Below are 26,195 nucleotides of genomic sequence, written 5' to 3'. Positions count from 1 at the left end.
CAAATGTACGACGCTGGCGGTATGAGTATGCCGGCTAAGTAAAGTCGGTTGCCAAGTTGTTATACAGGTTGTTACCCTGTCTGCCGCAGCCGCTGAGCGGCTGCATGCGTATAACTAAAATATGAGAAATTCCTCTTTGACTGGCCAATAGCGATATTGGCCATTTTTTTATGGCGCTTTTTGCAGCATCTCCGGCAGGTTGTCTTCGCCGTACAGGTGCAGCGCGCCGACGGCCACCACATAGTTACCGGGCGGCAGCGCCTGCAACTGGTGTTGCCACTGCAGATTACGCTGATGCATCAGCACATCATACAGCCCGGTGCTGAAGGTGGTGGGCAGCGTATCCAGAGCGATGCTGGGCTGGCTGTCCAGCCACCAGCCGATCATGGTTTGCAGCAGGCGGGCGTTGGTGTGCCAGTGCGTCAGCGTATCGCGCAGCAGCGCCATCCCGCCTTCGGGCAGCTGTTGCAGCATTTTGAGCTGCGTGTCGGCGCCTTCCAGCTCTATCACCTTTTTTTGTTGGCTTTTGGCGGCGTCCAACAGCTGGTAATCGATGCCGTATTCCGCACGCAGCCCCAACCGCTGCGCCTGACGTGCCTGCATGGTCAGCGCAATCTGCCAGCCGGGCAGCGTATCGAACAGTGCACTATCGGCGCCCAACTCCTGGCACAGCGTCTGTAAACGCTGTTGCTCCTTATCATTCAGGCGTTCAGCCAGCGGCGGCTGCTCTTCCGCCTCGCCAAACGGCGATGCTGAACCAGTGATATCGGCCTCGACAATCAGAGCGTCGGCCTGCTTCAGACGGCTGAGTAACCGGGCGGGCAGCGGCGCCATATTGGCTGTTCCCATATGGATACTGCCGACCAGATGCAGTTGCCGATCGCCCGGCAGCGTAATATCTATGCCCGGATAGGCGTAGGCCGCTGGCGATATTAAGCCAAGAAAAACGGCAAAACGGCGTAACAGTTGACCCATACGGCATAGCTCCTGTTTATCCCTGTAAGATTCCAACATTACTTGAAAGCTGATGGGTGAAATGTGTGATCCATGCTAAACGCTGTGCGCCGTGTGGGAAAGCCTGAGAAACGGTGGAATTATCCCAAAGAGGAAGGGGAGAGGGTGTTCGGCGGCTTAACGCGCCGCCGAGGGAGGTACCGGCAGGAGATTACTGAAATGCCGGCCGCGATGAGCGGTGGCGTTACCCGGCCAGCTGAGCGTGGTAGCCGGCCTGCTCTACGGCGCCGATCAGCGCCTGCGGCGCGGCGTCACCGGTGACTTTGGCCTGCTCAAGGGTGACGTCGGCGGCGGTAACGCCGGGAACGGCTTCCAGAGCTTTACGCGTATGCCCGACGCAGTGTGAGCAAGTGAGGCCCTGCAGCGTAAGTACGGTAGTATTCGACATGGTTTGTCTCCTTCATTTGAGCATTATTGATTAAGGCTTGACCGCCTTAACGCTTTTCACTGAGAATGAGGTTAAACCTTACCGCTGGGGGAAGGTCAAGATTTTACTTTTATTGAGCATTAAATGAATAATGTGATTTGTGAAATAAATTGCAGTGATAATAACGAAGGAAAAAACGCAGACGCTAGAGATGAGATCTTGCGAAAATGAAACGCGCAATGTTATGGCTTATTCAGTCCTTTTTTTATTTGATTCCTGCGGTAATCATCTTACTAGGTGTTTATGTTTTTGTGCGATTTATTCCGAGTTACTCTGCGCTTCTTAGCGTGTCTTGGATCATATTAGTCTCTTTTTTATATATCAAATACAACAAATGGTATTGATATATTTAAGTGGAAAATATTTTTGCAAAAAAGCCATTGGCCTGGAGCAGGCTGAGGATAACTTTATCTCCTGACGGCCTGCTGGATGCGCCGGCGTACCACGCCCTAACGGGTATCGTCATATTCTGGAGGCGAGCCGGGGGGTTTAGAGGTAGACTAGTAAACTGCTGAGCTGGCGCTGTATGTTACGGTACTGCGCGATACAGGATCTTCACCGCAAGGGTAAGGTCAAGGGGGGAACGATGAATATCAGCGATGTGGCGAAAAAAACCGGCTTAACCAGCAAGGCCATCCGCTTCTATGAGGAAAAAGGCCTGGTTACCGCGCCGATCCGCACCGACAACGGCTATCGCAGCTACAACCCTAAACATATTGAAGAGTTGACCTTGCTGCGCCAGGCGCGGCAGGTGGGCTTTAATCTGGACGAGTGTCGTGAGCTGGTGGCCCTGTTTAACAATCCGGCGCGGCATAGCGCCGACGTTAAAGCGCGTACCCTGCACAAGGTGACGGAGATAGAAAAACATATCCAGGCGCTGCAGGAGATGCGCCAGCGTCTGTTGACGCTGGCTGAGCAGTGTCCGGGCGATGACGGCGCTGACTGCCCGATCATTAATAACCTGGCCGGCTGCTGCCATACGCCGGGTTAAGCGGTGATGCCGTTATCCGCGGTTGACGGCGCGGATCACCAGCGTCGTGCCCTCCACGGCGACCACTTCCACTTCGGTGCCCGCCGGTAAATCTTGCGCCGCGCGGGCGCGCCAGCTGCCGTCGCCGATATTAATGCGACCCAGGCCGTTATGCAGCGGTTCGGTCAGCGTAGCGCGGGTGCCGATCAGCTGCCGGTTGCGTTGGTTAAGCGCCTGAGCGCCGTCGCTGGCGGAGGCACGGGCGCGCAGCCAATACCACCACAGGTAGGCGACCACGACGACCAAAATGGCAAACAGCACCCCTTGCCATTCCCAGCCGATGCCCGGAAACAGCCAGACCAGCGTGCCGACGATTGCCGCCGCCACGCCGCTCCACAGCAGATAACCGCTGGTGCCGAGCATCTCGGCAATCAGCAGCAGGCCGCCGAGCGACAGCCAGAACCACTGCGGGTTTTCCACAATCGCCGCCAGCATTACGCTTTTCCTTTGCCGTCTTTCAGCAGTTCGGCGATGCCGCCGATAGAGCCGAGCAGGCTGCTGGCGTCGAGCGGCATCATCACCACCTTGCTGTTATCGGCGGCGCCGATGCTTTGTAGCGCGTCGGTGTATTTTTGCGCGACAAAGTAGTTCACCGCCTGGATGTCGCCGCTGGCGATCGCGTCAGACACCAACTGGGTGGCCCGCGCTTCCGCTTCGGCCGCACGTTCACGTGCTTCCGCCTGCAGGAACGCCGACTGCCGCTCGCCTTCCGCCTTCAGAATCTGCGACTGTTTTTCCCCTTCGGCGCGCAGGATTGCCGCCTGACGCACCCCTTCAGCCTCCAGAATATCGGCGCGCTTGGTGCGCTCCGCCTTCATCTGGGCGTTCATGGAGGCCACCAGTTCGGCCGGCGGACGTACATCGCGGATTTCGATGCGGGTGATCTTCACGCCCCACGGGTTGGTGGCTTCGTCGACAATCTGCAGCAGGCGGCTGTTGATGTTATCGCGCTGCGACAGCATTTCGTCCAGCTCCATGGCGCCCAGCACGGTGCGGAAGTTGGTCATGGTCAGGTTGATGATCGCCAGTTCCAGATTGCTGACCTCATAGGCCGCACGCGCGGGATCGATCACCTGAATAAAGCAGACGGCGTCGATGGAGACGTTGGCGTTATCGCGGGAAATGACCTCCTGCGACGGGATATCCAACACCTGTTCCATCATATTGATTTTACGGCCGATGCGATCGACAAACGGCACCACCAGATTCAGGCCCGGCATTAAGGTTTTGGTATAACGGCCGAAGCGTTCTACCGTCCACTGGTAACCTTGCGGCACGATTTTGACGCCGGCGAAAACGGTGACCAACGCCACGACAATCACGATAATAATAAAAGCGAACATTGCATAACCTCCTGTTTTACAGATGTAAGTGAATATTACGACACTTTACCGGGTAAAGCCTGCTTTCTCTGCCTGAATGTCGATATTCCTCACTCCGCCAGCCGTACTGAGTGTCCGAACGGCGGTTACCGGCGCTATCCGTGCAGGTAAATATGCCAATTAGGCATGTTATTAATAATTTTAATTCATTTCATACCGTTTCCCGCGTTGGGTACCCTGCATTCACGCACTTATCTCCTTTCAAAATTTTGTCATTTCAATTTGCGACTATGCTTTTTGAAACGTCTTCTGCGTTGAGGATGGTTATGGATTCGGTCGGTATTAATACGCTGTCTCGTAGAAAAGATCGCTGGTACGCCATGGTTGAAGAGATGCTGGCGCAGGCCGGTATTACGATTAACGGCGGCCAGGCGTTTGATATTCAGGTGAATAATCCGCAGATGTTTAAGCGGGTGCTGCAGGAAGGATCGCTGGGCTTCGGTGAAAGCTATATGGACGGCTGGTGGGAGTGTGAGCGTCTGGATATGTTATTCAGCCGCCTGCTGCGCGCCGGCGTTGACGAACGGCTGCCGAAGAATATCGCCGATATTGCGCGTATTGCCTACGCCCGGCTGTTTAACCGCCAGTCGCGTAAACGTGCCTGGCAGGTGGGCAAAGAGCATTACGATATCGGCAATGATCTGTTCAGCCGTATGCTCGATCCCTATATGCAATACTCCTGCGGCTACTGGAAAGAGGCCACAACGCTGGCGCAGGCGCAGCAGGGTAAGTTGCGCATGATCTGCGAAAAGCTGCAGCTGAAGCCGGGGATGACGCTGCTGGATATCGGCTGCGGCTGGGGCGGTCTGGCGCAGTATGCGGCGGAACATTACGGCGTGAAGGTGTTTGGCGTGACGATTTCCGCCGAGCAGCAAAAAATGGCGCAGCAGCGCTGCGCCGGGCTGGACGTCGAGATTCTGCTGCAGGATTACCGCGATCTGCACCAGCAGTTCGACCGTATTGTTTCCGTCGGCATGTTCGAACATGTCGGACCGAAGAATTACGACACCTACTTCAGCGTTGCAGCACGCAATCTGCGCCCGGACGGTTTATTTTTATTGCACACCATCGGCTCCAACCAGACCGACCTGAACGTGGACGCCTGGATTGATAAATACATTTTCCCCAACGGCTGTCTGCCGTCGGTCAAACATATTGCCGATGCCAGCGAAGGGCGTTTTGTAATGGAAGACTGGCACAATATCGGCGCGGACTACGATCGTACGCTGATGGCCTGGCTGGAGAATTTTAAACGGGCATGGCCCGAGCTGGCTGCTGACTATTCGGAACGTTTTGAACGGATGTTCACCTATTACCTGAACGCCTGCGCCGGTGCTTTCCGTTCGCGCAATATTCAGCTGTGGCAGGTGTTGTTCAGCCCGAAAGGGGTAGAGGGCGGCGTGCGGGTTTATCGCTGAGCGTATAAACGGCGAACCATCGGGGCGTGCCGGCCCCGATGGCGGCGGGGAATCAGTACAGCAGGGAATACAGCTGGCGGCGATATTTGCCGGCCAGTGCGTCGCCGGTGCCCAGCGCGGCGAGGATATCCATCAGGGTTTTGCGCGCGTTGCCGTTGGCAGCGGCCAAATCCTGTTTCAAATGCCCCATCAGCAGTTCCAGCGCCTCTTCATTACGGCCGACCTGATGCAACTGCAAGGCCAACTGGGTCGCCAGCTCGGCGTTGGCGGGATCCTGCTCGACCTGCTGCTGCAGCTGTTGGATCTCCGGCGTATCGGCGGCCTGTTTCAGCAGTTCAATCTGCGCCACCAACCCCTGATAGCGGGTATCGCGATCCTGCAGCGGAATGGTGGCCAGCACCGCTTCGGCGTCTTCAACGCGGTTCAGCGTCAGTTGGGTTTCCGCCAGCAGCAGGCCGATATCGCTGCGTTGATTGCTGGTCTGCCAGGCTTCTTTCAGCAGCGGCAGCGCATCGATCGCCTTGCCCTCCTGCAGCAGTTCGCCGGCCTGCGCCAGCTTCAGGTCTTCTTCTTTCGGCAGAACGCGCTGCAGCAGTTCGCGAATGGCTTCTTCCGGCTGCGGTCCCTGGAAGCCGTCCACCGGCTGGCCGTCTTTGAACAGATAGACGGTAGGGATGGAGCGCAGGCCGAATTGCGCGGCGATCGCCTGTTGGGCATCGCAGTCGACTTTCGCCAGTACAAACTGACCGGCGTATTCCGCCGCCAGTTTGTCCAGCACCGGCGTTAACTGCAGGCAGTGTTGGCTGCGTTCGGACCAGAAGTAAAACAGCACCGGAACGGACATTGACTGTTCCAGCGTCTGATGCAGGTTGGTTTCGTTAATCTCAATAACTGTCGGCGTTAGCATTATTTTCTCTCTGATCTGCGAAGCATATAGGGCTACGTGGGGGCAGGGGACGCATCCTTCAACCCCGGTAATGCAATTAACCGTTGCCGCGCAGCAGCCAGTCCAACGCCCGGCCGGGCAGAATACGGCGCAGCACGCTCAGCGCGTGCGCCAGCAAAGTGACCGGATAGCGCAGTTTGGCTTTCGGGCTTTCCAGCGCATGGCGCAGTTTGGGCAGCACCGCCTCCGGCGGCAGCGTCAGGCGTTTGGCGATACCGGGGTTATGTACGGGCTTATCGCTGCGGGTCTGATTGACGTTCTGGGTAAACTGGGTGGTCAGCGGGCCGGGCTCGATCAGGCTGACCTGAATACCGCTGCCGTGCAGCTCCATACGTAGGGCGTCGGACCAGGCTTCCAGCGCGAATTTACTGGCGGCGTAGGCGCCGCGTCCGGCGCTGGCGACCAGCCCCATCACCGAACTGGTCTGGATAATGCGCCCCTCGCCGTGCGGCAGCATAGCCGGCAGCAGCAGCTGCGTCAGCTGGTGGGTGCCGAACAGGTTGGTGGAAAACTGCTGTTCCAGCTGTTGGCGGGAGATGCCGCTGAGCGGGCCGTAAACGCCGTAGCCGCCGTTATTGAACAGGCCGTACAGGCGGCCGCCGGTCATCTCGATCACCTGCGCCGCCGCGCGCTCGACGCTGGCGCTGTCGTCCAGATCCAGCTGGATGCTCTCAAAGCCGAACTGCTGCATATGGTCGACGTCCTGCGCCTTGCGGCAGGCGGCCAGCACGCGATAACCGCGGCTGCGTAAATCCTGCGCCGCGATCAGGCCGATCCCGCTGGAGCAGCCGGTGATTAATACCGCTTTTTGCATAACTTTACCTACTCTTCATCCCTAATTTGATTATACCCGTCATACTAGCCGCATCGATGTTGCCGCAATACGGCATGGATCAATGGGGCGCAGGCTTCTGTGTCACTAAGGGGGTCAGGCGTTCCGCCATCCAGTTGGCGATAAACGGCTGGGCATCCAGATTCGGGTGCAGGCTGTCATCCTGCATCCACTCCGGCTTAATTGCCACCTGCTCCATAAAGAACGGCAGCAGGGGGATACTGAACTGTTTGGCAAGCCGCGGGTAGACCGCGCTGAATGATTCAGTATAGCGGCGGCCGTAGTTCGGTGGTATCCGAATCTGCATTAGCAGCGGACGGGCGCCGGCCTGCTGCGTCAGGGTGATTATTTGCCCAAGGTCGCGTTGCAGATCCGGCGGAGGAAAACCGCGCAGCCCGTCGTTGGCGCCGAGCTCAATCAGTACCCAGCGCGGCTGATGCTGTTTCAGCAGCGCCGGCAGGCGCGCCAGTCCCTGAGCGGCGGTATCACCGCTGATGCTGGCGTTGATCACTTCGGGTCTGCCGGGCTGTTTCCGCCACTGTTCGGCCAGCCGCGTCGGCCAGGCCTGCGCCACCGGCAGGCGGTAGCCGGCGCTTAAACTGTCGCCAAGAATCAATAACGTATCGGCAGCCGCCGCACGTAAACAGAATAAACCCAACAGCAGAAGGATGGGAAAATGCCTGCGGAAAACGTTCTTGAAGTTCATCATCTTAGTAAGCACGTTGGTCAGGGTGAGCATCAGCTCACCATCCTTACCGGAGTCGAGCTGGTTGTCAAACCTGCGCAGACTCTTGCCCTGATCGGCGAGTCCGGTTCCGGCAAGTCGACGCTGCTCGGGATCCTGGCCGGGCTGGATGACGGCAGCGACGGCGAGGTGCATCTGCTGGGCGAGTCGCTGAGCGCGCTGGATGAAGAAGGGCGCGCTGCGCTGCGCGCCAGCAACGTCGGTTTTGTTTTTCAGTCCTTTATGCTGGTGCCGACGCTGAACGCGCTGGAAAATGTGCAGTTGCCGGCGCTGCTGCGCGGCGAGAGCGATCGCCGCAGCCGCGAACAGGCGGTGCAGCTGCTGGAGCAGCTTGGCCTGGGGCAGCGGCTGGATCACCTGCCGGCGCAGTTGTCCGGCGGCGAGCAGCAGCGGGTGGCGCTGGCGCGTGCCTTCAGCGGCCGGCCGCGCGTGCTGTTTGCCGATGAGCCGACCGGCAACCTCGACCGGCAGACCGGCGAGCGCATCGCCGATCTGCTGTTTTCCCTCAATCGCGATTACGCCACCACCCTGATTCTGGTGACCCACGATGAAACGCTGGCGGCGCGCTGCCAGCGCCGGCTGCGCTTGCGTGACGGCAAGCTGTGGGAGGAAGCATGATTTGGCGCTGGTTTTGGCGGGAATGGCGTTCGCCGTCGCTGCTGATTGTCTGGCTGGCGCTGACGCTGGCGGTGGCCTGCGTGCTGGCGCTCGGCAGCATCAGCGACCGGATGGAAAAAGGCCTGAGCCAGCAGAGCCGCGATTTTATCGCCGGTGACCGGGTGCTGCGCAGCGCGCATCCGGTGCCGGAAGGCTGGCTGCTTGACGCCAGCCGGCAAAACCTGCAGATAAGCCGCCAGCTCTCTTTTACCACCATGACCTACGCCGGCGATCGGCCGCAGTTGGCCAACGTTAAGGCGACCGATCTGGCTTATCCGCTGTACGGCAAGCTGGAAACGCGCCCGGCGAACGTCAAGCCACAGCCGGGCACGGTGCTGGTGGCGCCGCGGCTGCTGGCGCTGCTGGGCGTCAAAGTGGGCGATGAACTGGACGTCGGCGACGCCACGCTGCGCATCGCCGGGGAAATACTGCAGGAGCCGGACTCCGGGTTTAATCCTTTCCAGACCGCGCCGCGTATTCTGATCAATATGGCGGACGTCGAGAAAACCGGCGCGGTGCAACCCGGCAGCCGCCTGACCTATCGCTATATGTTTGCCGGTGCCGAGGCGGATCTGGACCGTTACGCGGCGACGCTGACGCCGCAGCTGAAGGCCGATCAGCGCTGGTTTGATACGGAGAACGCCGGCGGCGCGCTGGGCAAATCGCTGCAGCGTTCGCAGCAGTTTCTGCTGCTGTCGGCATTGCTGACGCTGTTGCTGGCAGTTGCTGCGGTAGCGGTGGCGATGAGCCACTATTGCCGCAGCCGTCATGATTTGATGGCGGTGCTGAAAACGCTGGGCGCCGGCCGCAAGGCGCTGCGGCGGCTGATTGTCGGCCAATGGCTGGCGGTGTTGCTGCTGGCGGCGCTGTGCGGCAGCCTGCTGGGGCTGGCGTTTGAGGCATTGCTGATCCGGCTGTTGGCGCCGGTGCTGCCCAAGGCGCTGCCGGCCGCTGGCGGCTGGCCGTGGCTGTGGGCGCTGGGTGCGCTGGTGATGATCTCCCTGCTGGTGGGGCTGCGCCCTTACCGGCAACTGCTGGCGACCCAGCCGCTGCGCGTGCTGCGGCGCGATGTGGTGGCCAACGTCTGGCCGCTGCGTTACTTCCTGCCGGCGGCGCTGTTGATCGTGGTGGCGTTGCTGAGCCTGTTGATGGGGGGCAGTACGCTGCTGTGGTCAGTATTGGCCGGCACGGTGGTGCTGGCGTTGCTGCTCGGCGCGATCGGTTGGGGCTGCATCGCGCTGCTGCGCCGCATCAGGCTGCGCAACCTGGCGTTGCGGCTGGCGGTCAACCGGCTGCTGCACCAGCCGTGGGTTACCGTCAGCCAACTGGCGGCCTTTTCCATGTCGTTTATGCTGTTGGCGCTGTTGCTGGTGCTGCGCGGCGATCTGCTGGAGCGCTGGCAGCAACAGCTGCCGCCGGAGGCGCCGAACTACTTTCTGATGAATATGACGGCGCAGCAGGTGCCGCAGGTACGCAGTTTCCTGCAGCAGCATCAGATCGCGCCGGAAACTTTCTATCCGATTGTGCGCGTACGCCTGACGGAGATTAATCAGCAGGCGGCGACCGAGCTGGTGCGTGAGGACGATCCCGGCGGCGAGGCGGTCAACCGTGAGTTGAATCTGACCTGGCTGGCGCAGCGGCCGCAGCACAATCCGCTGACCGCAGGCCAGTGGCCGCCGCAGCGCGGCGAAGTATCGATGGATGCCGGCATTGCGGAGCGGCTGAAGGTAAAACTGGGCGACACGCTGACCTTCAGCGGCGATACCCAGTCATTCCAGGCGAAAGTCACCAGCCTGCGGCAGGTGGATTGGGAGAGCCTGCGGCCTAATTTCTACTTTATCTTCCCGCCGGGGGCGCTGGACGGCCAGCCGCAGACCTGGCTGACCAGTTTCCGCTACGGCGGTGACGGCAGCATGCTGACCCAGCTGAACCGGCAGTTCCCGACGCTCAGCCTGTTGGATATCGGCGCCATTTTGCATCAGGTCGGCGGTGTGCTGCAGCAGGTCAGCCGGGCGCTGGAGGTGATGGTGATTCTGGTGGTGCTGTGCGGCGGCTTATTGCTGTTGGCTCAGGTGCAGGTGGGCATGCGCCAACGTCGTCAGGAACTGGTGGTGTACCGCACGCTGGGAGCGAGCAAGCGCCTGTTGCGGCGTACGCTGTGGTGCGAGTTTGCGCTGTTGGGGCTGGCCGCGGGGTTTGCGGCAGCGCTGGGGGCCGAAGCCGCGCTGTGGCAGCTGCAGAGCCGGGTGTTTGACTTCCCGTGGCAGCCGACGCCGCTGCTGTGGTGGGCGCTGCCGCTGCTCAGCGCGCTGCTGTTGTCGCTGTGCGGCGGTTGGCTGGGCGTGCGGTTACTGCGCGGGCAGGCGCTGTTCCGCCGCTATGACGGTTAGCACCAATAACAAAGGGTTCGGCAGTGCCGAACCCTTTTTTTGCCGCAGCGCGGATTACGCCAGTTTCTGCTGTGCCCAGTTCAGGCCGCTTTGGTACTCGGCGGGCAGCAGCGGTTCCAGCTGCTGCAACGCCTGCCGCAACGCGCCGGCGTCGGGATTGTTGAGGTTCAGGTGCCCGACTTTGCGGCCGGCGCGCACCTCTTTGTCATACCAGTGCAGATGCACCAGCGGCAGTCCCAGCCAGGCGCTGTCCACGTCGGTGCCGATCAGGTTCACCATCACCGACGGAGTATTGACCACCGGCGTCGGCAGCGGCAGGCCGAGAATGGCGCGCAGATGCAGCTCGAACTGGCTGATGGAGGCGCCGTTTTGCGTCCAGTGGCCGCTGTTGTGCACCCGTGGCGCCAGCTCGTTGATCAGCAGCCGATCGCCGACGATAAAGCACTCCATCGCCATCACGCCGACATAGTTCAGGGCGTTGAGGATCGCTGACAGCATCTGCTCCGCCTGTTGCTGCAGCGCCGGATTCGGCGTCGGCAGCGCCACGCTGGTGCGCAGAATGCCCTCTTCGTGCAGATTATGGGTCAGCGGATAAAACACGCACTGGCCATCGTGCCCGCGTGCGCCTACCAATGACACCTCGCCGGAGAAATTGATGCCCTGCTCGACGATGCATTCGCCATAGGCGTCGGCCGGCAGTTCGGCTTCCTGGCCGGGGCGCAGGCGCCACTGGCCGCGGCCATCGTAGCCGCCGACGCGGCGTTTGACGATCGCCAGTTCACCCAGTTTGGCGAACACCTGCGGCCATTCGGCCGCGTCAGCCAGCAGTTGCCACGGTGCGGTCGCCAGGTTCAGCTGGTCAAGCAGTTGCTTTTGCGTCAGACGGTCGGCCAGACGCGGGAAGATATCACGGTTGACGAAGCTGCCGTGGGTCGCCAGTTCGCGCGTCAGTGCGGTTTCCGGCCAACGTTCGATCTCGGCGGTAATCACGCTGTTTTGATACGGCACCGCTTCCGGTTCGGCATCCAGACCGACCGGATAGACGGCGATCCCCAGCGGTTCGCCGGCCTGGCGCAGCATGCGGCCCAACTGGCCATTGCCCAGTACGCAAACCGGCTTCATGCTTCCTCCCGCGGATCCGGATTGCCCAGCACCTCGTCGGTCTGCGCCTGACGCCAGTCGGCCAGCCGCTGCGCCAGGGAGCCATCGTGGCGCGCCAGGATCTGCGCCGCCAGCAGCGCGGCATTGGCCGCGCCTGCCTTGCCAATCGCCAGCGTACCCACCGGAATGCCGCGCGGCATCTGGACGATGGAATACAGGCTGTCTACGCCGCTTAGCGCCGCGCTCTGCACCGGCACACCCAGCACCGGCACCAGCGTTTTCGCCGCCAGCATGCCCGGCAGGTGCGCCGCGCCGCCGGCGCCGGCGATGATCACATCGAAACCGTTAGCGTCGGCCTGTTCGGCGAAGCTGAACAGTTTATCCGGCGTGCGGTGAGCGGAGACGACTTCAACATGGAAAGGGACATCAAGCGTGGTCAGGACGTCGGCCGCAAATTGCATGGTGGCCCAGTCACTTTTCGATCCCATTACAATTGCGATTTTAGCGCCAGCGGTGGTGGCTGAAGCGGCGTTGGCTCCCATGGGTGTAAGGCTCCTGTCATTGTACAAGCGTTGGCCAATTGCCTGAGGCGGCAAGCCATTTGAGGGCGTAGAGCATACCACGGGCGCACGGCAAGGAAAACGGTTGCGTGGCCGGTTTTCACCGTGAAAAGCGCGAATTTTTCCACTCGCGCCTGAAGTCAGGAAGTTAGCGCTGTATCAGAATGGGAAGGCGATCAGCTCGACGTCGTCACGGCTGACTTTGATCATTGAGCCTTCCTGGTGCCAGGCGCCCAATACCGCGCGATGCGCCGCTGCGCCGTGCAGCGAAAGTTCGTGGATGGCGGGACGATGCGTATGGCCGTGGATCATCCAGCGCACGTTGTGGCGCGCCATCGTCTGCTCAACCGCCTGCGGATTCACGTCCATAATATCCAGCGTTTTGTGCTGATTGCTCTGCTGGCTGCGGGCGCGCATACCGGCGGCGATTTTCAGACGCCAGCGCAGCGGCAGCGCCAGAAACAGTTTCTGAATCAGCGGATTATGCACGCGGCGGCGGAAGTGCTGGTAGTCACGATCGTCGGTGCACAGCGTGTCGCCGTGCAGGATCAGAATGCGGCGGCCGTACAGTTCCAGCACCTGCTCTTCCGGCAGCAGGGTCATGCCGCTGGCGCGGGCGAAGCGTTTGCCCAGCAGGAAGTCGCGGTTGCCGTGGATGAAATAGCAGGGGACGCCGGCCTGCTGCAGCGCCTTCAGCGCGGCGGCGATCTCGGCGTGCAGCGGTTCAGGATCGTCGTCGCCGATCCAGGCTTCAAACAGGTCGCCAAGGATATATAACGCGTCCGCGTGAACGGCGTCGCGCTGCAAAAAATGCAGAAAACCGGCAGTAATTGCCGGTTCCTGTGCGCATAAATGCAGATCTGCGATAAACAGCGTGTGCATGCCGTCGCAATTACTCGCTGACGGTAACGCTGGTGACGACCACGTCTTCGACCGGTACGTCCTGGTGCATGCCGCTGCGGCCGGTTTTCACGCCTTTGATCTTGTCGACCACGTCCATGCCTTCGACAACTTCAGCAAATACGCAGTAGCCCCAGCCCTGCGCGTTTTCGCCGCGGAAGTTCAGGAAGTCGTTATCAACCACGTTGATGAAGAACTGTGCGGTGGCGGAGTGCGGATCGTTGGTGCGCGCCATTGCCAGCGTGCCGCGGGTGTTCTGCAGGCCGTTGTTGGCTTCGTTTTTGATTGGCGCCTGGGTGCTTTTCTGGTTCATGCCAGGTTCAAAACCACCGCCTTGAATCATAAAGCCATTGATAACACGGTGGAAAATGGTGTTGTCGTAGAAACCTGCGCGGCAGTAGTTCAGGAAGTTTTCAACGGTGACCGGTGCTTTGTCGGCAAAGGTCTTGATGACGATGTCGCCGTGATTGGTGTGGAAAGTAACCATAGTTTTAATCCTAACAAGGTGAAGTGAGATGCTACAGCGGACTGTAAACAATCAGACCGACCTTATAACATATCTCTATTAGCGAGTCAGCAGCGGGCTTGGCTTGCGCTGTCTGCCCGTTGATTTTTGTTATAAGATAACAGCGGAAGGCGGCGCGCGGCGCCGGGTTTTCTGCCGAGGATGTCAGCATTCCTTGGCCTTAACCTTGCATTACTGCGGTCTTCGGGGTTCAATACGCGGATCCCTGTTATTAATATTGTTACAACGCACACCACGGAATGTCCCGATGCTAAAGATTTTTAATACCCTGAGTCGTCAAAAAGAGGAATTCAAACCAATTCATGCCGGAAAGGTCGGTATGTATGTGTGCGGGGTAACCATTTACGATCTGTGTCATATCGGCCACGGCCGCACCTTTGTCGCCTTTGACGTGGTGGCGCGCTACCTGCGCTACCTCGGTTACGATCTGAACTACGTACGCAACGTGACCGACGTGGACGACAAAATCATCCGCCGGGCGGCGGAAAACGGCGAAACCTGCGATCAGCTGACCGGCCGCATGCTGGCGGAGATGCACGCCGATTTTGACGCGCTGCTGATTGAACGTCCGGATCAGGAGCCGCGCGCCACGCAGCATATCGCCGAGATTATCGAGATTACCCAGCGCCTGCTGGATCGCGATCACGCCTACGTGGCCAGCAACGGCGACGTGATGTTCTCTATCGACAGCGATGCGGATTACGGTCTGCTGTCGCGTCAGGATCTGGAACAGTTGCAGGCCGGCGCGCGGGTAGAGGTTGACGACGTTAAACGCAACCCGATGGACTTCGTGCTGTGGAAAATGTCCAAGCCGGGCGAACCGAGCTGGGAATCACCGTGGGGCGTAGGCCGTCCGGGCTGGCACATCGAGTGCTCGGCGATGAACTGCAAACAGCTTGGCACCCATTTCGATATTCACGGCGGCGGCTCGGATCTGATGTTCCCGCACCATGAAAACGAAATCGCCCAGTCCAGCTGCGCTCACGACGGCCCGTACGTCAACTACTGGATGCACTCCGGCATGGTGATGATCGACCGCGAGAAAATGTCCAAGTCGCTGAACAACTTCTTCACCATTCGCGACGTGTTGGGCTATTACGATGCGGAAACCGTGCGTTACTTCCTGATGTCCGGCCACTACCGTAGCCAGCTGAACTACAGCGAAGAGAACCTGAAACAGGCGCGCGCTTCGCTGGAGCGTCTGTATACCGCGCTGCGCGGCACCGACCCGGCGGCACAGCCTGCCGGCGGCGAAGCCTTTGAGGCACGTTTCCGCGAGGCGATGGACGATGACTTCAATACGCCGGAAGCCTATTCGGCGCTGTTCGATCTGGCGCGCGAAGTCAACCGCCTGAAAAGCGAAGATATGGCGGCGGCCAACGCCATGGCGGCCGAGCTGCGCAAACTGGCGAAAGTGCTGGGCCTGCTGCAGCAGGAGCCGGAAGCGTTCCTGCAGAGCGGCGCGCAGGCCGATGACGGTGAAGTGGCAGAGATTGAAGCGCTGATTAAGCAGCGTAACGACGCGCGTAAATCGAAAGATTGGGCGCTGGCGGACTCAGCCCGCGATCGGCTGAACGAAATGGGTATCGTGCTGGAAGACGGCCCGCAGGGCACCACCTGGCGCCGTAAGTAAGCGCTATAAAGCGGTTCTCAGGCCGGGCGAGTGTTTCACTCCCCGGCTTTTTTTATGCCGACTCCCGGCTGACCAACTGGCCGGACAGCGTGATGCGCTGGGTCTGTAACGCCGGCTCCTTCAGCTGGCGCAGCATCAGCGCGGCGGCCTGGCGGCCGGTCTCTTCACTGGCGGAAGAGACGTAGGTAAACGACGGCGAGGTCAGGTTGACGTGCAGCATGTCCTCAAAGCCAATCAGCGCCACCTGCTGCGTCAGAAACACATCCTTGCCGATGGTGCGTCCCACCTGATGAATACCGTTGATACAGCCAAGCATGGCGTCCGGCGAGTGGCAGAGCAGGGCGGTGATGGTATTGTTTTGTTCAAGCAAACGACGGGTGGCCTGGCTGGCGGCCTGGGTATCATCGCTGCAGGCGGGGACGGATTCTTCTTTGCAGGCGATGCCGTGCTGGGCAAGCATGCCATGAAATCCCAGCAGCCGCTGCTGGCGAATCAGTGAATCCTGCCGCCCGCCAATATAGCCGATGCTGCGGTGTCCGCGTTCGATCAGATAGCGGGTGGCCAGCCCCGCGGCCTGGCGGTTATCACGCATCACCAGGTTACACTCTTCCTCCAGCAGCGATTGTGAAACCGCCACCAGCGGCAGCGGACACTGGCGGATAAGCGCGGGCAGCTGCGGGCGGGCGGCGTCGGACGCCAGATAAATCACCCCGGCCACTCCCTGCTGCTTGAAAGAGAGCAGACAGCGCTCCAGGTGCTCCTGTTCATCCTGCGGCTGGCCGAGAAACACCATATAGCCCTGGGCTTCCAGTTCCTGCACGATGCTGGCCATCACCTTGATGGAGAAGCTGTCGCTGAAATCCCGCAGGATCAGGCCAATCAGGTTTGAGGTGCTGGCGCGCAAATTGGCTGCCGCCACGTTGTGCACGTAGCCCAACTGGCGGATAGCGGCCTGCACCCTGGCGATGGTGGCGTCGGAGATTTTGCCCTTCTGGCGCAGAACCAGCGACACCGTCGAGACGGAAACTCCCGCCTGTTTTGCCACGTCGATAATGCTGACTTTCTTCAAACCTGCTCCCGGAAAAATCCGCCGTAATCAGCGAGATAAAACAACGTCTCCGAACGATGACGGAGACGCTCACAGCCTACCATCTTCCGCTTATTTGCCAATCATCGTCGACATGGTTTGGGCAATAAATTGCGCCCGCGCGCCAAAAATCACCTGAATACCGCTATCGCCGACGAACACCACGCCGCGCGCCCCGAGGCCGTTCAGGCCGTCTTTATCCACCGCTTTGCTGTCCGCCACCTCAAGACGCAGGCGGGTGATGCAGGAACCGACGGAGTCAATATTCTGTGCGCCGCCCAGCAGGCCGATGATTTCCGTTGCCAGCTCGCTGTCGGTCTTGTCATCCGCATTGGCGGTTACGTTGGTGCGGCCCGGCGTTTTGACGTCGAAGCGGCGGATGACAAAGCGGAAGGTGAAGTAGTAGATCAGCGCCATCGGAATACCGACGATAACGGCGCTGAGGAAGTGGGTCTGATATCCGTTGAACGAAGGCAGAATGCCGAATGACAGGTAGTCGATAAAGCCGGCCGAGAACGACTTGGCGATATGCGCATGCAGCAGATACATGGTCATATACGCCAGGCCGGCCATGATGGCGTTAAAGACGTACAAAATTGGCGCCACGAAGATAAAGGTGAACTCCACCGGCTCGGTGATGCCGGTCAAAAAGCAGGTCAGCGCGGCGGAAAACAGAATGCCGGCGGCGATTTTTTTGTTGGCCGTCTGGGCTTCATGATACATCGCCAGGCAGGCCGCCGGCAGGGCGAACAGCATCAGCGGGAATTCGCCCTGCATAAATTTACCGGCGTCCTGATAGCTGTCGCTGCTGAAGGATTTCACGCCTTCTTCCAGCATTTTGAACCAGATGGTCTGATCGCCGTGGATCACCTGACCGGCGGCGGTGGTGTAGTCGCCAAACGAATACCAAAAGGAGGGATACCAGATATGGTGCAGGCCAAGCGGGATCAGCGCGCGCTCCACCAGCCCGAAGATAAAGGTGGAGGCCGCCTGATTATCGCCGTTGACCACCACCGAGAGCGCATCAATGCCCGACTGAATATGCTGCCAGACGTAGGGCAGCAGCAGGCCCATGATGAACGACAAAAAAGCGGTGGCGATGGCCACAAAGCGTTTACCGGAGAAGAAACCAAGGAACTCCGGCAGCTGCATAGCGTGGAAGCGGTTATAGCACCAGGCGGCGAGAATGCCGCAGATCAGGCCGCCGAATACGCCCATCTGCAGGGTGGGAATGCCGACCACCAACGCATATTTTCCGCCCTGGGCGGCCATCTCCGGCGTGATGCCGAGTAGCGTACCGATGGTGATATTGGTGACGAACACCGACACGGCGGCGGACAGTGCGGCAATGCCTGATTCTGACGCCAGCCCCACCGCCGAGCCGATGGCGAACAGCATCGGCAGGTTATCGAAAATCACCCCGCCGGCATTCATCATCAGCGGCAGATGGAATTTGTCGCCGAATGCCAGCAGCAGGCCGGCAGCCGGCAACAGTGAGATCGGCAGCATCAGCGCGCGGCCAATCATGGATAGTTTGGATAACGATTTAACAAACCCTGAGAACAGACTCATGCTGTTTTCCCCCGATGTGAGACCCTGGATGCGCGGAAAATGGCGCTGTTATTGTAAGTAGAACGTTCTAGTAGAACGTTCTACTTATCGTCTGGCAACTCGGTAGGGCGTGCAACTTAATTTTTACATTCAGCCAGAGGAAAAAGTAATTCTTTGACGATGATCGAGAAATAGACGGCAGGAAGCTGCATACGAGGGGGACGGAAAGGGGAACCTGAGAAAGCCGGGTTGCGCGTGTGCAACCCGGTTTTTTTAATCGCGGTGATTAAGCCTGAACGGTGACCGTCCGGCCGGAAAAGCTGACCTGCTGTCCGGCGACGATTTTGCAGCGCTTGCGGGTTTCCACCTGGCCGTCAACGTGGACCAGGCCATCGGCGATGACTTCTTTCGCCGCGCCGCCGCTTTCACACCAGCCTTGAAACTTCAGCAGATCGCAAAGTTCGACGTGCGGGTGGGTATCCAGATTAAAAATTTCCATACTGCCTTACTTATTTAGGTTGAACGTCATGATATTCCTCGCAGGCCTGCAAGGTGTTTTGAATCAGCGTGGCGACGGTCATCGGGCCGACGCCGCCGGGAACCGGCGTAATATAGGCGGCGCGTTCGCTGGCGGCGTCAAAGTCGACGTCGCCGACCACTTTACCGCTTTCCAGACGGTTGATGCCGACATCAATCACGATAGCGCCCGGTTTGATCCAGTCGCCCGGGATAAAGCCCGGTTTACCGACGGCCACCACCAGCAGGTCGGCATTTTCCACGTGATGGCGCAGGTTTTTGGTAAAACGGTGCGTCACGGTGGTGGTGCAGCCGGCCAGCAACAGTTCCATGCTCATCGGGCGTCCGACGATGTTGGATGCGCCGACCACTACCGCGTTCAGGCCGTAGGTATCGATATTATAGCGCTCCAGCAGGGTGACTATGCCGCGCGGGGTGCACGGGCGCAGCTTCGGCGCGCGCTGGCACAGACGACCGACGTTGTACGGGTGGAAGCCGTCGACGTCTTTGTCCGGATGGATACGTTCCAGCACCTTGACGTTATCAATGCCGGCAGGCAGCGGCAGCTGCACCAGAATCCCGTCGATTTCCGCGTCGGCATTCAGCTGGTCGATCAGCTGGAGCAGCTCTGCTTCACTGGTGGAGGCCGGCAGATCGTAAGAGCGGGAAACAAAGCCGACTTCTTCGCAGGCGCGGCGCTTACTGGCGACATAAATCTGTGAGGCCGGGTTTTCGCCCACCAGCACAACCGCCAGACCCGGCGCGCGTTTTCCTGCGGCCAGACGTTGTTTAACTTGCTCAGCCACTTCGCTTCTAACCTGCTGCGCAATCGTTTTACCATCAATAATCTTTGCTGCCATCGGTGTGGAAATCCATCATTTAAGAAAAAGCGGGGGATGGCGCTATTTTGTCAGAAGCTGAGCGCGCTGTCAGGCGCTGAATCGTGTTAATGTCACATGCGCGGTGAAGGCGAGAGGGCGTGAGACCGTGCAATACGCATGTTTTCACATCAGTAAAACGCCTGATTAGCGCTAAGAGATCAGGATGTTAGCATCCGATGCTGGTGGAAAAATCAGCATAAAACGCGCTGGCGGCGGCGACACAATGAAAAGGCATTGACTCACTCTCTTCGGGCCGTATAATCCAAGCCGCAACCCCGGGTTCCGGGTTGCCGCATCTCTGCAATGCGCCCTTAGCTCAGCTGGATAGAGCAACGGCCTTCTAAGCCGTAGGTCGTAGGTTCGAGTCCTACAGGGCGTACCATGTCGGTTTTTTGCCTTCCCCTTAAGCAAATATTTTCTTCGTTCCGTTGATGTTCGATTTATCTGAGTATGAATGAACCAAGCGTGTCATTGTGCGTTAAAAACGTTATCTCGTATCAGTAGCAATAAATCTATTCCCCTATTGCATATCAGAAGTGTGATTTCTGAGCCATCTATGCATATATATGATTAGCCGCTGGCCTTATTAATATGACAAAATAGAACAGCTACACAGGTGTGGAATTTATGGAATGGTATATATAAAAACAAGGTGGAGTTAATGAGAAATATTTTATTCTTTGATTCGATGCTTACGCCAAAAATCATCACTGTGATTTATTGGTTAACGCTGTTAGGCGTGGTAATCAGCGGGATTGGCGTCATGACGTACAGCGGGGTGCTTAGTGGTCTGCTTGGCATCCTGATTGGCGGCGTATTTGTCCGTGTGGCATTCGAGATGGTTATTATTGCCTTTAAGAATAACGAATATCTGCGAAAAATAGCTGAAAAACCTTAATCAGGTAAACTCATGCCGGTAAATTCCGGCATTTTTATTTTTGGAGTAATCTGGGTTTGGCTACGTCTGCGTGAAGTGATGTTTATTTTATAAGGATGACTGTTTGATGGGGAAATATGGAAGTAGATGAGGGAAGCTTAAGTCTATTTACGTTGGGTGAAATCGCTCTGGCGTATGAAGTCTTTCTATGAACTATCATATACTCTCGAGTGTGGGTACATTGCGACAGTTGTTTGCCATTCGGACTATAAGCTCAGCGTGTTATGATGGCCCCTAACGATGAGTTCTGGTTCAGAGAAAATTGTATTTTCCTGACTTTTCCGCAACGCCAAACCTAAGAGATAAGCACCTATTTATCCATGAAATGGTACATGTTTGGTATCATCAGCATGGTATGTGGGTAAAATGTGAGGCCTTTTCAGTTGGGCAGCTAATTACAGTTATAAACTGGATAGGAAACGGCTGCAAAATTACCCGATAGAACAACAAGTGCAGATTATTGCAGACTATGGGTTATTGTACCAAGATGGCTAAGAGTTGCCTGGACGGAAACGTTTCTCCTTTATAAAACACCGGTAATTGTTGTCAGCTGAGTCAAGTTTCCCCTTTCTTCCCGTGGTACCAGTAAAACCGTTTCAGTCGGCTCGCTGAGTCAGATAGGGATGGTATCTAATGTATTTCCGAAACAATGCCTAAGAACGTAAATATTTTCATGCTTTTCTGCTCCATGTATAGACCAGGAGATTAGACATGGAAAACCCTAGGCGGGTTACTTGTCATTAACGTGATAAGCTAATGCATTGTTTATGGATAAGCGTACCGGCGTATTCACGAGAAACTTGTTCTTGCTTATGCTGAGCTATTGTTAACTAAATATTGAGATAAAGACATCAAAATACATCCTGATCCTCGTTATACTCTTTGGGTTTGCTGTTTACGATATATTTGGCGATACAGGTAAGAATTACGCTGTTTGCCAGCCAGGCAACAATGGCAAACTTGCCAAGCGTATCAGTAAGCCACAGTATCGGGCTCATGATGATAAGAAAACCGATGAAAAATCGCATTTATCCGCAGTCCTTTGATCTTAACCAAAAGCTCCACACTACACCAGAAGGTCATATCTTCTGGTGATATATATAAAGGCCATATTGCCACCATGGCGGCAGTGAGGCGGCAATAATACCCCGAATGACATCGTGATGCACGGGAGAGGAGATGTGCAGGGGGCTACACGGCATCGTGCATTTGGGTTATCACACGCGGCGCCCGGTCCGTTTCTCGCAATTTGGGAACCACTATATAGTTAGTGATATTCCGCTCTGCGGGGCGGGCCGTGCAGCCCAAGCATCTGCGCACTGACTTTAAACAACGCCCTGATAGTACCGACGGATCTCGTCAGCATGTCGTTAATGATTGAGAGCGCGTACAGGCTAAGCGCTATCCGCCTGTTGCCGGAGGCGGATAGCGCAATGCTTCAAGCAACAGAGAGAACGCGGTAGTGTGCTGTTTGCGGCTGGGGTAATACAGATAATAGCCGGAAAGAGGCGGACACCACTCGTCGAGTACGGTCATCAGCCTGCCGTTGGCAACTTCCTCCTGTATCGCGTCTTCCGGTACGAAAGTCAGCCCTAATCCTTCGCTGGCGGCGTCGATGCGCTGGCGCAGGCTGTTGAAGGTAACCTGTCCGTCAACGCGCACTTTAATTTCCTGCCCGTCTTTTGCAAACTCCCAGGCATAGATGCCGCCCAGCGTCAGCAGACGCATATTGATACAGCGGTGGCGCTGTAGCGCCTGCGGGGTGGCGGGGATGCCATTTTTCGCCAGATAATCCGGCGATCCGGCGACCACCAGACGGATATCCGGGCCGATACGCACGGCGATCATGTCTTTGGCGATCTGTTCGCCGAGGCGAATACCGGCATCAAAGCGTTCGCTGACGATATCGGTCAGGCTGTCGTCGGCGATGATTTCTACCTTGATATCGGGGTAGCGCTGCAAGAAAGGCTTCAACGCCGGCCACAGCACCGCGTCAAGCGCATGCTCGCCGGCGGAGATACGGATATTGCCGGCGGGGCGGTCGCGCATTTCTCCTAATGCCAGCAGCTCGCTTTCAATCGCGGTGAAGTGCGGGCCGATGGCGTCAGCCAGACGTTCGCCGGCTTCGGTTGGCGCGACATTGCGCGTGGTTCGGGTGAGTAATCGCACGGCAAGGCGTTCTTCCAGACCGCGGACGGCATGGCTGAGCGCCGATTGAGATACGTTCAGTTTGGCGGCGGCTCGGGTGAAGCTGCGCTCCTGCGCCACCATCAGAAATGAGATTAAATCGTTAACATTCTCTCTTAACATTGTTTTTGTGGCCTGCGCTGTACACACCTGGGTATTACCATTGTAGTGTCGGCGCAGCGGCGCTGCAGTATATTAATGAATTCAGTTCATATCTCCTTGCCTGTTTACCTACTTTTTCAGCTAAAAGAATCCCGTTACCGTTTAGTCATTGCAAACAACCTGCCATGACTAAGGGGACGCTATGAAATTTTTTGCTGCTTCAACCATGATGCTGTCTATGCTCGTACCGTCGGTTTCTGTTGCCGAAGAGGATAAAGTCAATGTACAGCGCAGTGGCGCACTGCCTTCTCAGGCGGGACCGGCGAGTTATTTTACCGGACGGGTGAGGATTGACGCGCCTTTCCAGGGCAGTGATGATGCCCGCGTCGGCGGCGCAACCGTAACGTTTGAGCCGGGCGCGCGCACCGCCTGGCATACGCACCCGCTGGGTCAAACGTTAATCGTGACGCAAGGGCGCGGCTGGGTGCAGGCGTGGGGGGATAAAGTCCAGGAGATGCATCCGGGGGATATTGTCTGGATCCCGCAGGGCGTAAAACACTGGCATGGCGCTACGGCTGATACAGCCATGACGCATATTGCCATTGCTGAATCGCTCGACGGCAGTCCGGTGACGTGGCTGGAACAGGTTAGCGACGAGCAGTATCGCCAACGGTAGCCAGAGGGAAGCGGGGCGGCTGCGATGTCTATTATTTCCATCCAGCGTTACATCTGCCTGAGCAAACTTACCCAAGGATGACAAATCTATACACTCAAGTTGATAGTGTTAACTCACCCGATGATGTTGTGTGTTATTCCTTTCCTGTAGTGTATTACCTATCCCCATTGAGTTTATCCCGCCTTGTGCGGGATTTTTTTTATTTGCGTCTCCAGGGAGGAGGTGCCGGCGTGACATCCATCTGACGACGGCATCATGGCCGAAAGCTTCCCGGAGAAGGGAGTGCTACGCGTTATTATTCCTACGATTAAATAATGCTAAAGGACATTTTCTGAATAGTTATATGTGATTATCTCACACTATTATTGTGGTTTTATGTTTGTTCCTCAATACAGTAGGTTGCGCTATGCTATTAACCAAAGAGGCGCTTCTGTGGGAAACGGACCTATACGCAGGCAGATATAGGATGATTCTGTTAAATAAAGGTTAATGTCTTTTTGTCTTTGAACCGTCTGGTTTTTCCCGTCGCAATCTGGTTTATATATTCTCCTTATTTTGCTGGGGCATGGAATGATATGCATACAACTGTTCTGGTTATGATGTTTGCGTGGTTCAGGCTATGAACGCCAGAATAATTTCTAAGCATGGGCTGCCTGGCGCAGTGCGACTGATTAATCTTTTTTTGCTGGTTTTTTTCCTTTCTTTAGTCGGCATCTTTTCCCGTCCCGTTGATTCCCTGTCATTATTCTGGCCGGTAAACGCCATTCTGCTGGGCGTACTGTTGCGCAAGCCGGCCTATGCCAGGCCGTTAGGCTGGCTGGTGACCTATACCGCTATGATCGGCGCGGATTTGACCACCGGAGAAGGCTGGATACTGGCGCTGTGGCTGAACCTGTGCAATATGTCGCTGGTGGCGACGGGGTATTGCGTGATGCAGCTGTTGCCGCAGTCTCAGCGGCGCATGGGTAACCCGCAGGCTATTTTGTACCTGTTTGCTGCCTGCCTGGCCGGTGCCGTGGTGGCGTCGACACTGTCGATACTGCGTAATGACAGTCTGTATAATAATTCGGTGCTGACCGCCTGGCTGGCGTGGTTCAGCGAACAATTCTCCACGACCTTGCTGATTTTACCCGTACTGCTGGCGGCGCCGCGGTTAAAAACGCTGCTGCGTATGCAGTATCACTGGAGTCTGCGCGACAGCCTGCCGCTGTTGGCATTGCTGGGGTCGTTGCTGTTTAGCATCTATATCGGCGGCCCCGGCGCTATCGCGTTCCCGATTCCGGCGTTGCTGTGGTGCGCGGTGCGTTATCAGCTGTTTAGTGTGACGCTGTTGACCCTGCTGACCGGGGTGGTGGAGATCAGCGCTATTTCCGCCAATGTGATGCTATACGAAACGCCGGCTTCCCGCGGCGCGTTGCTGGATACTCTGATGTCTGCACGTCTGGGGATCGCCATGTTGGTGATGGGACCGCTGATCCTCTCCAGCTCAATGGTGGCCAACCGCAAACTGGTGCGCCGCCTGGAACATAGCGGCAATCATGACTTTCTCACCGGAACGCTGACGCGCAGCGCGCTGACGCGTAAGGCCAGGGAGTTGCTGGAACACAAGCGTCGCTCCAAAGAGGCGGTATCGCTGCTGCTGATTGATATTGATCACTTTAAGCTGATTAATGATACCCATGGGCATACCGTCGGCGACAGGGTCTTGACGCATGTTACGCATGTATTGCGGCGTGAGCTGCGTCGCGATCAACCCCTCGGACGTCTTGGCGGTGAAGAATTCGCCGTGGTATTGCCGCGCGCGCTGGCGGCTCAGGCGGTGGCGTTAGGCGAGTTTCTGCGCCAGCAGGTGGAAAAGAGCGAAGTGAGAATCGGTCATAAGGCGCTTAAAGTGACCATCAGCGTCGGCGTGGCCAGCCTGGCGATGAAAGAGGTTAAATCCTGGGAGCAGCTGATGAATATGGCCGATATTGCGCTGTATCGCGCCAAATCGCTGGGGCGTAACCGGGTTGAGTCTTTCAATACGGTGAGCGGCAGCAGCGTCGACCATATCTGGTTTAAAGAATAGCGGCAGCGTGAGCCTTGGCCGGCTCACGCACCTGACGTTTACAGGCGCTGGAGCGCCTGCAGCGTGTCGTCCAGATCGATCTCGTGTTCGGAGAATGTATGGGTCACGTTCTGGAAGGTGACCACCGACAGCATGCGCAGCGTCTGCATCTCCGGGGCGCTTTCCGTCTGCGGGCGAATACGGTTCATCAGCAGGCCAACCGACAATACGGTGTTTTCTTTGTCCACCTGATTCTGCACCGGTACTTCTTTGGTGAAGGTGTGGAAGGATTTGATGCTGCTGATTTTTATACGTTCATTGGCGATGATGATGTATTTACTTGGGGCCAACACTTTCACCGCATAGGCGGAGGGGCCTTTGGCGTTGTTGGTCGGCTCAAACGTTACCGCAGCGTTTTTCTTAATCAGATCGGGGTTTTGCACTTTCACCACGTGAAAATAGCGATTCTCCCCATTTTCATCGGTAATAAATCCAAAACCTTGTTCTGCAAAAAAAGTCGTTATCTTGCCGTTCATCATCATTCTCATTAATTCGTTCAATACAACGCCTATGATAGCGCGTAATGCCGTGCAGCAACAGAGGCGCCGGCGCGCCGGGATGATGATGTCCGGCTTTACGCCGCGCCGGCG

Annotated in this window: 24 protein-coding genes, 1 tRNA gene and 1 pseudogene; 9 read left to right on the top strand and 17 right to left on the bottom strand. The window is 57.4% G+C overall.

The annotated features are described in order from the left end of the window. Positions 1–168: 168 nt before the first annotated feature. Complete coding sequence (locus FO014_RS04520; RefSeq protein ID WP_160028027.1) at positions 169–975, bottom strand: TraB/GumN family protein; 807 nt, start codon at positions 973–975, stop codon at positions 169–171. Positions 976–1,201: 226 nt separating this feature from the next. After that, a pseudogene (locus tag FO014_RS04515) lies at positions 1,202–1,402 on the bottom strand (cation transporter); the annotation flags it as partial. 625 nt (positions 1,403–2,027) lie between these two features. Between FO014_RS04515 and cueR the strand changes: the two are divergent. Further along, positions 2,028–2,432, top strand: coding sequence for a Cu(I)-responsive transcriptional regulator (cueR, locus tag FO014_RS04510; RefSeq protein ID WP_105230072.1), 405 nt, complete (start codon positions 2,028–2,030; stop codon positions 2,430–2,432). A 12-nt stretch (positions 2,433–2,444) separates the two neighbouring features. Here cueR and FO014_RS04505 read toward each other — a convergent pair whose 3' ends face one another. Both FO014_RS04505 and FO014_RS04500 read right to left on the bottom strand, forming a co-directional pair. After that, positions 2,445–2,906 (bottom strand): NfeD family protein, encoded by a 462-nt coding sequence (locus tag FO014_RS04505; protein ID WP_105230073.1) that lies wholly within the window; start codon positions 2,904–2,906, stop codon positions 2,445–2,447. Continuing rightward, positions 2,906–3,814 (bottom strand): SPFH domain-containing protein, encoded by a 909-nt coding sequence (locus FO014_RS04500; RefSeq protein ID WP_105230074.1) that lies wholly within the window; start codon positions 3,812–3,814, stop codon positions 2,906–2,908. The genes FO014_RS04505 and FO014_RS04500 overlap by 1 nt, the downstream gene beginning before the upstream one ends. Positions 3,815–4,119: 305 nt before the next feature. On the opposite strand from FO014_RS04500, the gene cfa reads away from it, so the two are divergent. Next, entirely contained in the window at positions 4,120–5,271 is a 1,152-nt protein-coding gene (cfa, locus tag FO014_RS04495) for a cyclopropane fatty acyl phospholipid synthase (protein WP_160028025.1), read from the top strand. A 52-nt stretch (positions 5,272–5,323) separates the two neighbouring features. On the opposite strand, the gene FO014_RS04490 is transcribed toward cfa, so the two are convergent. From FO014_RS04490 to tesA, 3 genes are all read right to left on the bottom strand, one after another. After that, entirely contained in the window at positions 5,324–6,178 is an 855-nt protein-coding gene (locus tag FO014_RS04490; protein WP_111737611.1) for a co-chaperone YbbN, read from the bottom strand. Between the two features lie 76 nt (positions 6,179–6,254). Beyond that, positions 6,255–7,031 (bottom strand): SDR family oxidoreductase, encoded by a 777-nt coding sequence (locus tag FO014_RS04485; RefSeq protein WP_105230077.1) that lies wholly within the window; start codon positions 7,029–7,031, stop codon positions 6,255–6,257. 79 nt (positions 7,032–7,110) lie between these two features. Beyond that, positions 7,111–7,755: a multifunctional acyl-CoA thioesterase I/protease I/lysophospholipase L1 gene (tesA, locus tag FO014_RS04480; protein WP_201282933.1), complete on the bottom strand. Its 645-nt coding sequence runs from the start codon at positions 7,753–7,755 to the stop codon at positions 7,111–7,113. On the opposite strand from tesA, the gene ybbA reads away from it, so the two are divergent. After that, positions 7,726–8,412 carry a putative ABC transporter ATP-binding protein YbbA gene (gene ybbA, locus FO014_RS04475; protein WP_105230079.1) on the top strand — a complete coding sequence of 229 codons (687 nt, stop codon included), beginning with the start codon at positions 7,726–7,728 and terminating at the stop codon, positions 8,410–8,412. The genes tesA and ybbA overlap by 30 nt on opposite strands. Next, positions 8,409–10,841 carry a putative ABC transporter permease subunit YbbP gene (gene ybbP, locus FO014_RS04470; protein WP_160028021.1) on the top strand — a complete coding sequence of 811 codons (2,433 nt, stop codon included), beginning with the start codon at positions 8,409–8,411 and terminating at the stop codon, positions 10,839–10,841. Before ybbA ends, ybbP begins: the two co-directional genes overlap by 4 nt. Before the next feature lie 54 nt (positions 10,842–10,895). On the opposite strand, the gene purK is transcribed toward ybbP, so the two are convergent. The 4 genes from purK to ppiB all read right to left on the bottom strand — a co-directional run bounded on the left by purK (position 10,896) and on the right by ppiB (position 13,889). Beyond that, positions 10,896–11,963 (bottom strand): 5-(carboxyamino)imidazole ribonucleotide synthase, encoded by a 1,068-nt coding sequence (purK, locus tag FO014_RS04465; RefSeq protein WP_160028019.1) that lies wholly within the window; start codon positions 11,961–11,963, stop codon positions 10,896–10,898. Then, complete coding sequence (gene purE, locus FO014_RS04460; RefSeq protein WP_160028017.1) at positions 11,960–12,484, bottom strand: 5-(carboxyamino)imidazole ribonucleotide mutase; 525 nt, start codon at positions 12,482–12,484, stop codon at positions 11,960–11,962. The genes purK and purE overlap by 4 nt, the downstream gene beginning before the upstream one ends. A 177-nt stretch (positions 12,485–12,661) precedes the next feature. Continuing rightward, positions 12,662–13,384, bottom strand: coding sequence for a UDP-2,3-diacylglucosamine diphosphatase (locus tag FO014_RS04455; RefSeq protein ID WP_111737608.1), 723 nt, complete (start codon positions 13,382–13,384; stop codon positions 12,662–12,664). Between the two features lie 10 nt (positions 13,385–13,394). Then, entirely contained in the window at positions 13,395–13,889 is a 495-nt protein-coding gene (gene ppiB, locus FO014_RS04450; RefSeq protein ID WP_105230084.1) for a peptidylprolyl isomerase B, read from the bottom strand. 286 nt (positions 13,890–14,175) lie between these two features. Here ppiB and cysS point away from each other — a divergent pair, with 286 nt between their 5' ends. After that, positions 14,176–15,561 carry a cysteine--tRNA ligase gene (cysS, locus tag FO014_RS04445; protein WP_160028015.1) on the top strand — a complete coding sequence of 462 codons (1,386 nt, stop codon included), beginning with the start codon at positions 14,176–14,178 and terminating at the stop codon, positions 15,559–15,561. A gap of 52 nt (positions 15,562–15,613) precedes the next feature. Here cysS and malI read toward each other — a convergent pair whose 3' ends face one another. From malI to folD, 4 genes are all read right to left on the bottom strand, one after another. Beyond that, positions 15,614–16,630: a Mal regulon transcriptional regulator MalI gene (malI, locus tag FO014_RS04440; protein WP_160028013.1), complete on the bottom strand. Its 1,017-nt coding sequence runs from the start codon at positions 16,628–16,630 to the stop codon at positions 15,614–15,616. 90 nt (positions 16,631–16,720) lie between these two features. Continuing rightward, positions 16,721–18,220 (bottom strand): PTS transporter subunit EIIC, encoded by a 1,500-nt coding sequence (locus FO014_RS04435; RefSeq protein ID WP_160028011.1) that lies wholly within the window; start codon positions 18,218–18,220, stop codon positions 16,721–16,723. Between the two features lie 265 nt (positions 18,221–18,485). After that, positions 18,486–18,698: a ribosome-associated protein YbcJ gene (gene ybcJ / locus FO014_RS04430; RefSeq protein WP_160028009.1), complete on the bottom strand. Its 213-nt coding sequence runs from the start codon at positions 18,696–18,698 to the stop codon at positions 18,486–18,488. Positions 18,699–18,708: 10 nt separating this feature from the next. Beyond that, positions 18,709–19,575 carry a bifunctional methylenetetrahydrofolate dehydrogenase/methenyltetrahydrofolate cyclohydrolase FolD gene (gene folD, locus FO014_RS04425; protein ID WP_160028007.1) on the bottom strand — a complete coding sequence of 289 codons (867 nt, stop codon included), beginning with the start codon at positions 19,573–19,575 and terminating at the stop codon, positions 18,709–18,711. A gap of 326 nt (positions 19,576–19,901) precedes the next feature. Here folD and FO014_RS04420 point away from each other — a divergent pair. Then, positions 19,902–19,978, top strand: a tRNA-Arg gene (locus FO014_RS04420). A gap of 279 nt (positions 19,979–20,257) precedes the next feature. Next, entirely contained in the window at positions 20,258–20,494 is a 237-nt protein-coding gene (locus tag FO014_RS04415) for a DUF4282 domain-containing protein (RefSeq protein ID WP_160028005.1), read from the top strand. A gap of 1,440 nt (positions 20,495–21,934) precedes the next feature. Here FO014_RS04415 and FO014_RS04405 read toward each other — a convergent pair. Then, complete coding sequence (locus FO014_RS04405; RefSeq protein ID WP_160028001.1) at positions 21,935–22,843, bottom strand: LysR family transcriptional regulator; 909 nt, start codon at positions 22,841–22,843, stop codon at positions 21,935–21,937. A gap of 181 nt (positions 22,844–23,024) precedes the next feature. Here FO014_RS04405 and FO014_RS04400 point away from each other — a divergent pair, with 181 nt between their 5' ends. Further along, positions 23,025–23,498: a (R)-mandelonitrile lyase gene (locus FO014_RS04400; RefSeq protein ID WP_425500767.1), complete on the top strand. Its 474-nt coding sequence runs from the start codon at positions 23,025–23,027 to the stop codon at positions 23,496–23,498. Between the two features lie 619 nt (positions 23,499–24,117). Further along, entirely contained in the window at positions 24,118–25,566 is a 1,449-nt protein-coding gene (locus tag FO014_RS04395; protein WP_160027999.1) for a GGDEF domain-containing protein, read from the top strand. Between the two features lie 38 nt (positions 25,567–25,604). Here FO014_RS04395 and FO014_RS04390 read toward each other — a convergent pair whose 3' ends face one another. Continuing rightward, positions 25,605–26,081, bottom strand: coding sequence for a cold-shock protein (locus FO014_RS04390; protein ID WP_160031349.1), 477 nt, complete (start codon positions 26,079–26,081; stop codon positions 25,605–25,607). Positions 26,082–26,195 lie beyond the last annotated feature (114 nt).

Origin of the sequence: Serratia rhizosphaerae (genome assembly GCF_009817885.1) — a bacterium.
In the GTDB taxonomy this organism is placed as follows: Bacteria; Pseudomonadota; Gammaproteobacteria; order Enterobacterales; family Enterobacteriaceae; genus Serratia_B; species Serratia_B rhizosphaerae.
The sequence above is the reverse complement of the archived record's forward strand: the minus strand, read 5'-3'. Positions and strand labels throughout refer to the sequence as shown.

Bases quoted from the DNA above. Each gene is read 5' to 3' on its own strand.
- FO014_RS04520 (WP_160028027.1), bottom strand. From the start codon at position 975: ATGGGTCAACTGTTACGCCGTTTTGCCGTTTTTCTTGGCTTAATATCG.
- cueR (WP_105230072.1), top strand. From the start codon at position 2,028: ATGAATATCAGCGATGTGGCGAAAAAAACCGGCTTAACCAGCAAGGCC.
- FO014_RS04505 (WP_105230073.1), bottom strand. From the start codon at position 2,906: ATGCTGGCGGCGATTGTGGAAAACCCGCAGTGGTTCTGGCTGTCGCTC.
- FO014_RS04500 (WP_105230074.1), bottom strand. From the start codon at position 3,814: ATGTTCGCTTTTATTATTATCGTGATTGTCGTGGCGTTGGTCACCGTT.
- cfa (WP_160028025.1), top strand. From the start codon at position 4,120: ATGGATTCGGTCGGTATTAATACGCTGTCTCGTAGAAAAGATCGCTGG.
- FO014_RS04490 (WP_111737611.1), bottom strand. From the start codon at position 6,178: ATGCTAACGCCGACAGTTATTGAGATTAACGAAACCAACCTGCATCAG.
- FO014_RS04485 (WP_105230077.1), bottom strand. From the start codon at position 7,031: ATGCAAAAAGCGGTATTAATCACCGGCTGCTCCAGCGGGATCGGCCTG.
- ybbA (WP_105230079.1), top strand. From the start codon at position 7,726: ATGCCTGCGGAAAACGTTCTTGAAGTTCATCATCTTAGTAAGCACGTT.
- tesA (WP_201282933.1), bottom strand. From the start codon at position 7,755: ATGAACTTCAAGAACGTTTTCCGCAGGCATTTTCCCATCCTTCTGCTG.
- ybbP (WP_160028021.1), top strand. From the start codon at position 8,409: ATGATTTGGCGCTGGTTTTGGCGGGAATGGCGTTCGCCGTCGCTGCTG.
- purK (WP_160028019.1), bottom strand. From the start codon at position 11,963: ATGAAGCCGGTTTGCGTACTGGGCAATGGCCAGTTGGGCCGCATGCTG.
- purE (WP_160028017.1), bottom strand. From the start codon at position 12,484: ATGGGAGCCAACGCCGCTTCAGCCACCACCGCTGGCGCTAAAATCGCA.
- FO014_RS04455 (WP_111737608.1), bottom strand. From the start codon at position 13,384: ATGCACACGCTGTTTATCGCAGATCTGCATTTATGCGCACAGGAACCG.
- ppiB (WP_105230084.1), bottom strand. From the start codon at position 13,889: ATGGTTACTTTCCACACCAATCACGGCGACATCGTCATCAAGACCTTT.
- cysS (WP_160028015.1), top strand. From the start codon at position 14,176: ATGCTAAAGATTTTTAATACCCTGAGTCGTCAAAAAGAGGAATTCAAA.
- FO014_RS04435 (WP_160028011.1), bottom strand. From the start codon at position 18,220: ATGAGTCTGTTCTCAGGGTTTGTTAAATCGTTATCCAAACTATCCATG.
- ybcJ (WP_160028009.1), bottom strand. From the start codon at position 18,698: ATGGAAATTTTTAATCTGGATACCCACCCGCACGTCGAACTTTGCGAT.
- folD (WP_160028007.1), bottom strand. From the start codon at position 19,575: ATGGCAGCAAAGATTATTGATGGTAAAACGATTGCGCAGCAGGTTAGA.
- FO014_RS04415 (WP_160028005.1), top strand. From the start codon at position 20,258: ATGAGAAATATTTTATTCTTTGATTCGATGCTTACGCCAAAAATCATC.
- FO014_RS04405 (WP_160028001.1), bottom strand. From the start codon at position 22,843: ATGTTAAGAGAGAATGTTAACGATTTAATCTCATTTCTGATGGTGGCG.
- FO014_RS04400 (WP_425500767.1), top strand. From the start codon at position 23,025: ATGAAATTTTTTGCTGCTTCAACCATGATGCTGTCTATGCTCGTACCG.
- FO014_RS04395 (WP_160027999.1), top strand. From the start codon at position 24,118: ATGAACGCCAGAATAATTTCTAAGCATGGGCTGCCTGGCGCAGTGCGA.
- FO014_RS04390 (WP_160031349.1), bottom strand. From the start codon at position 26,081: ATGAACGGCAAGATAACGACTTTTTTTGCAGAACAAGGTTTTGGATTT.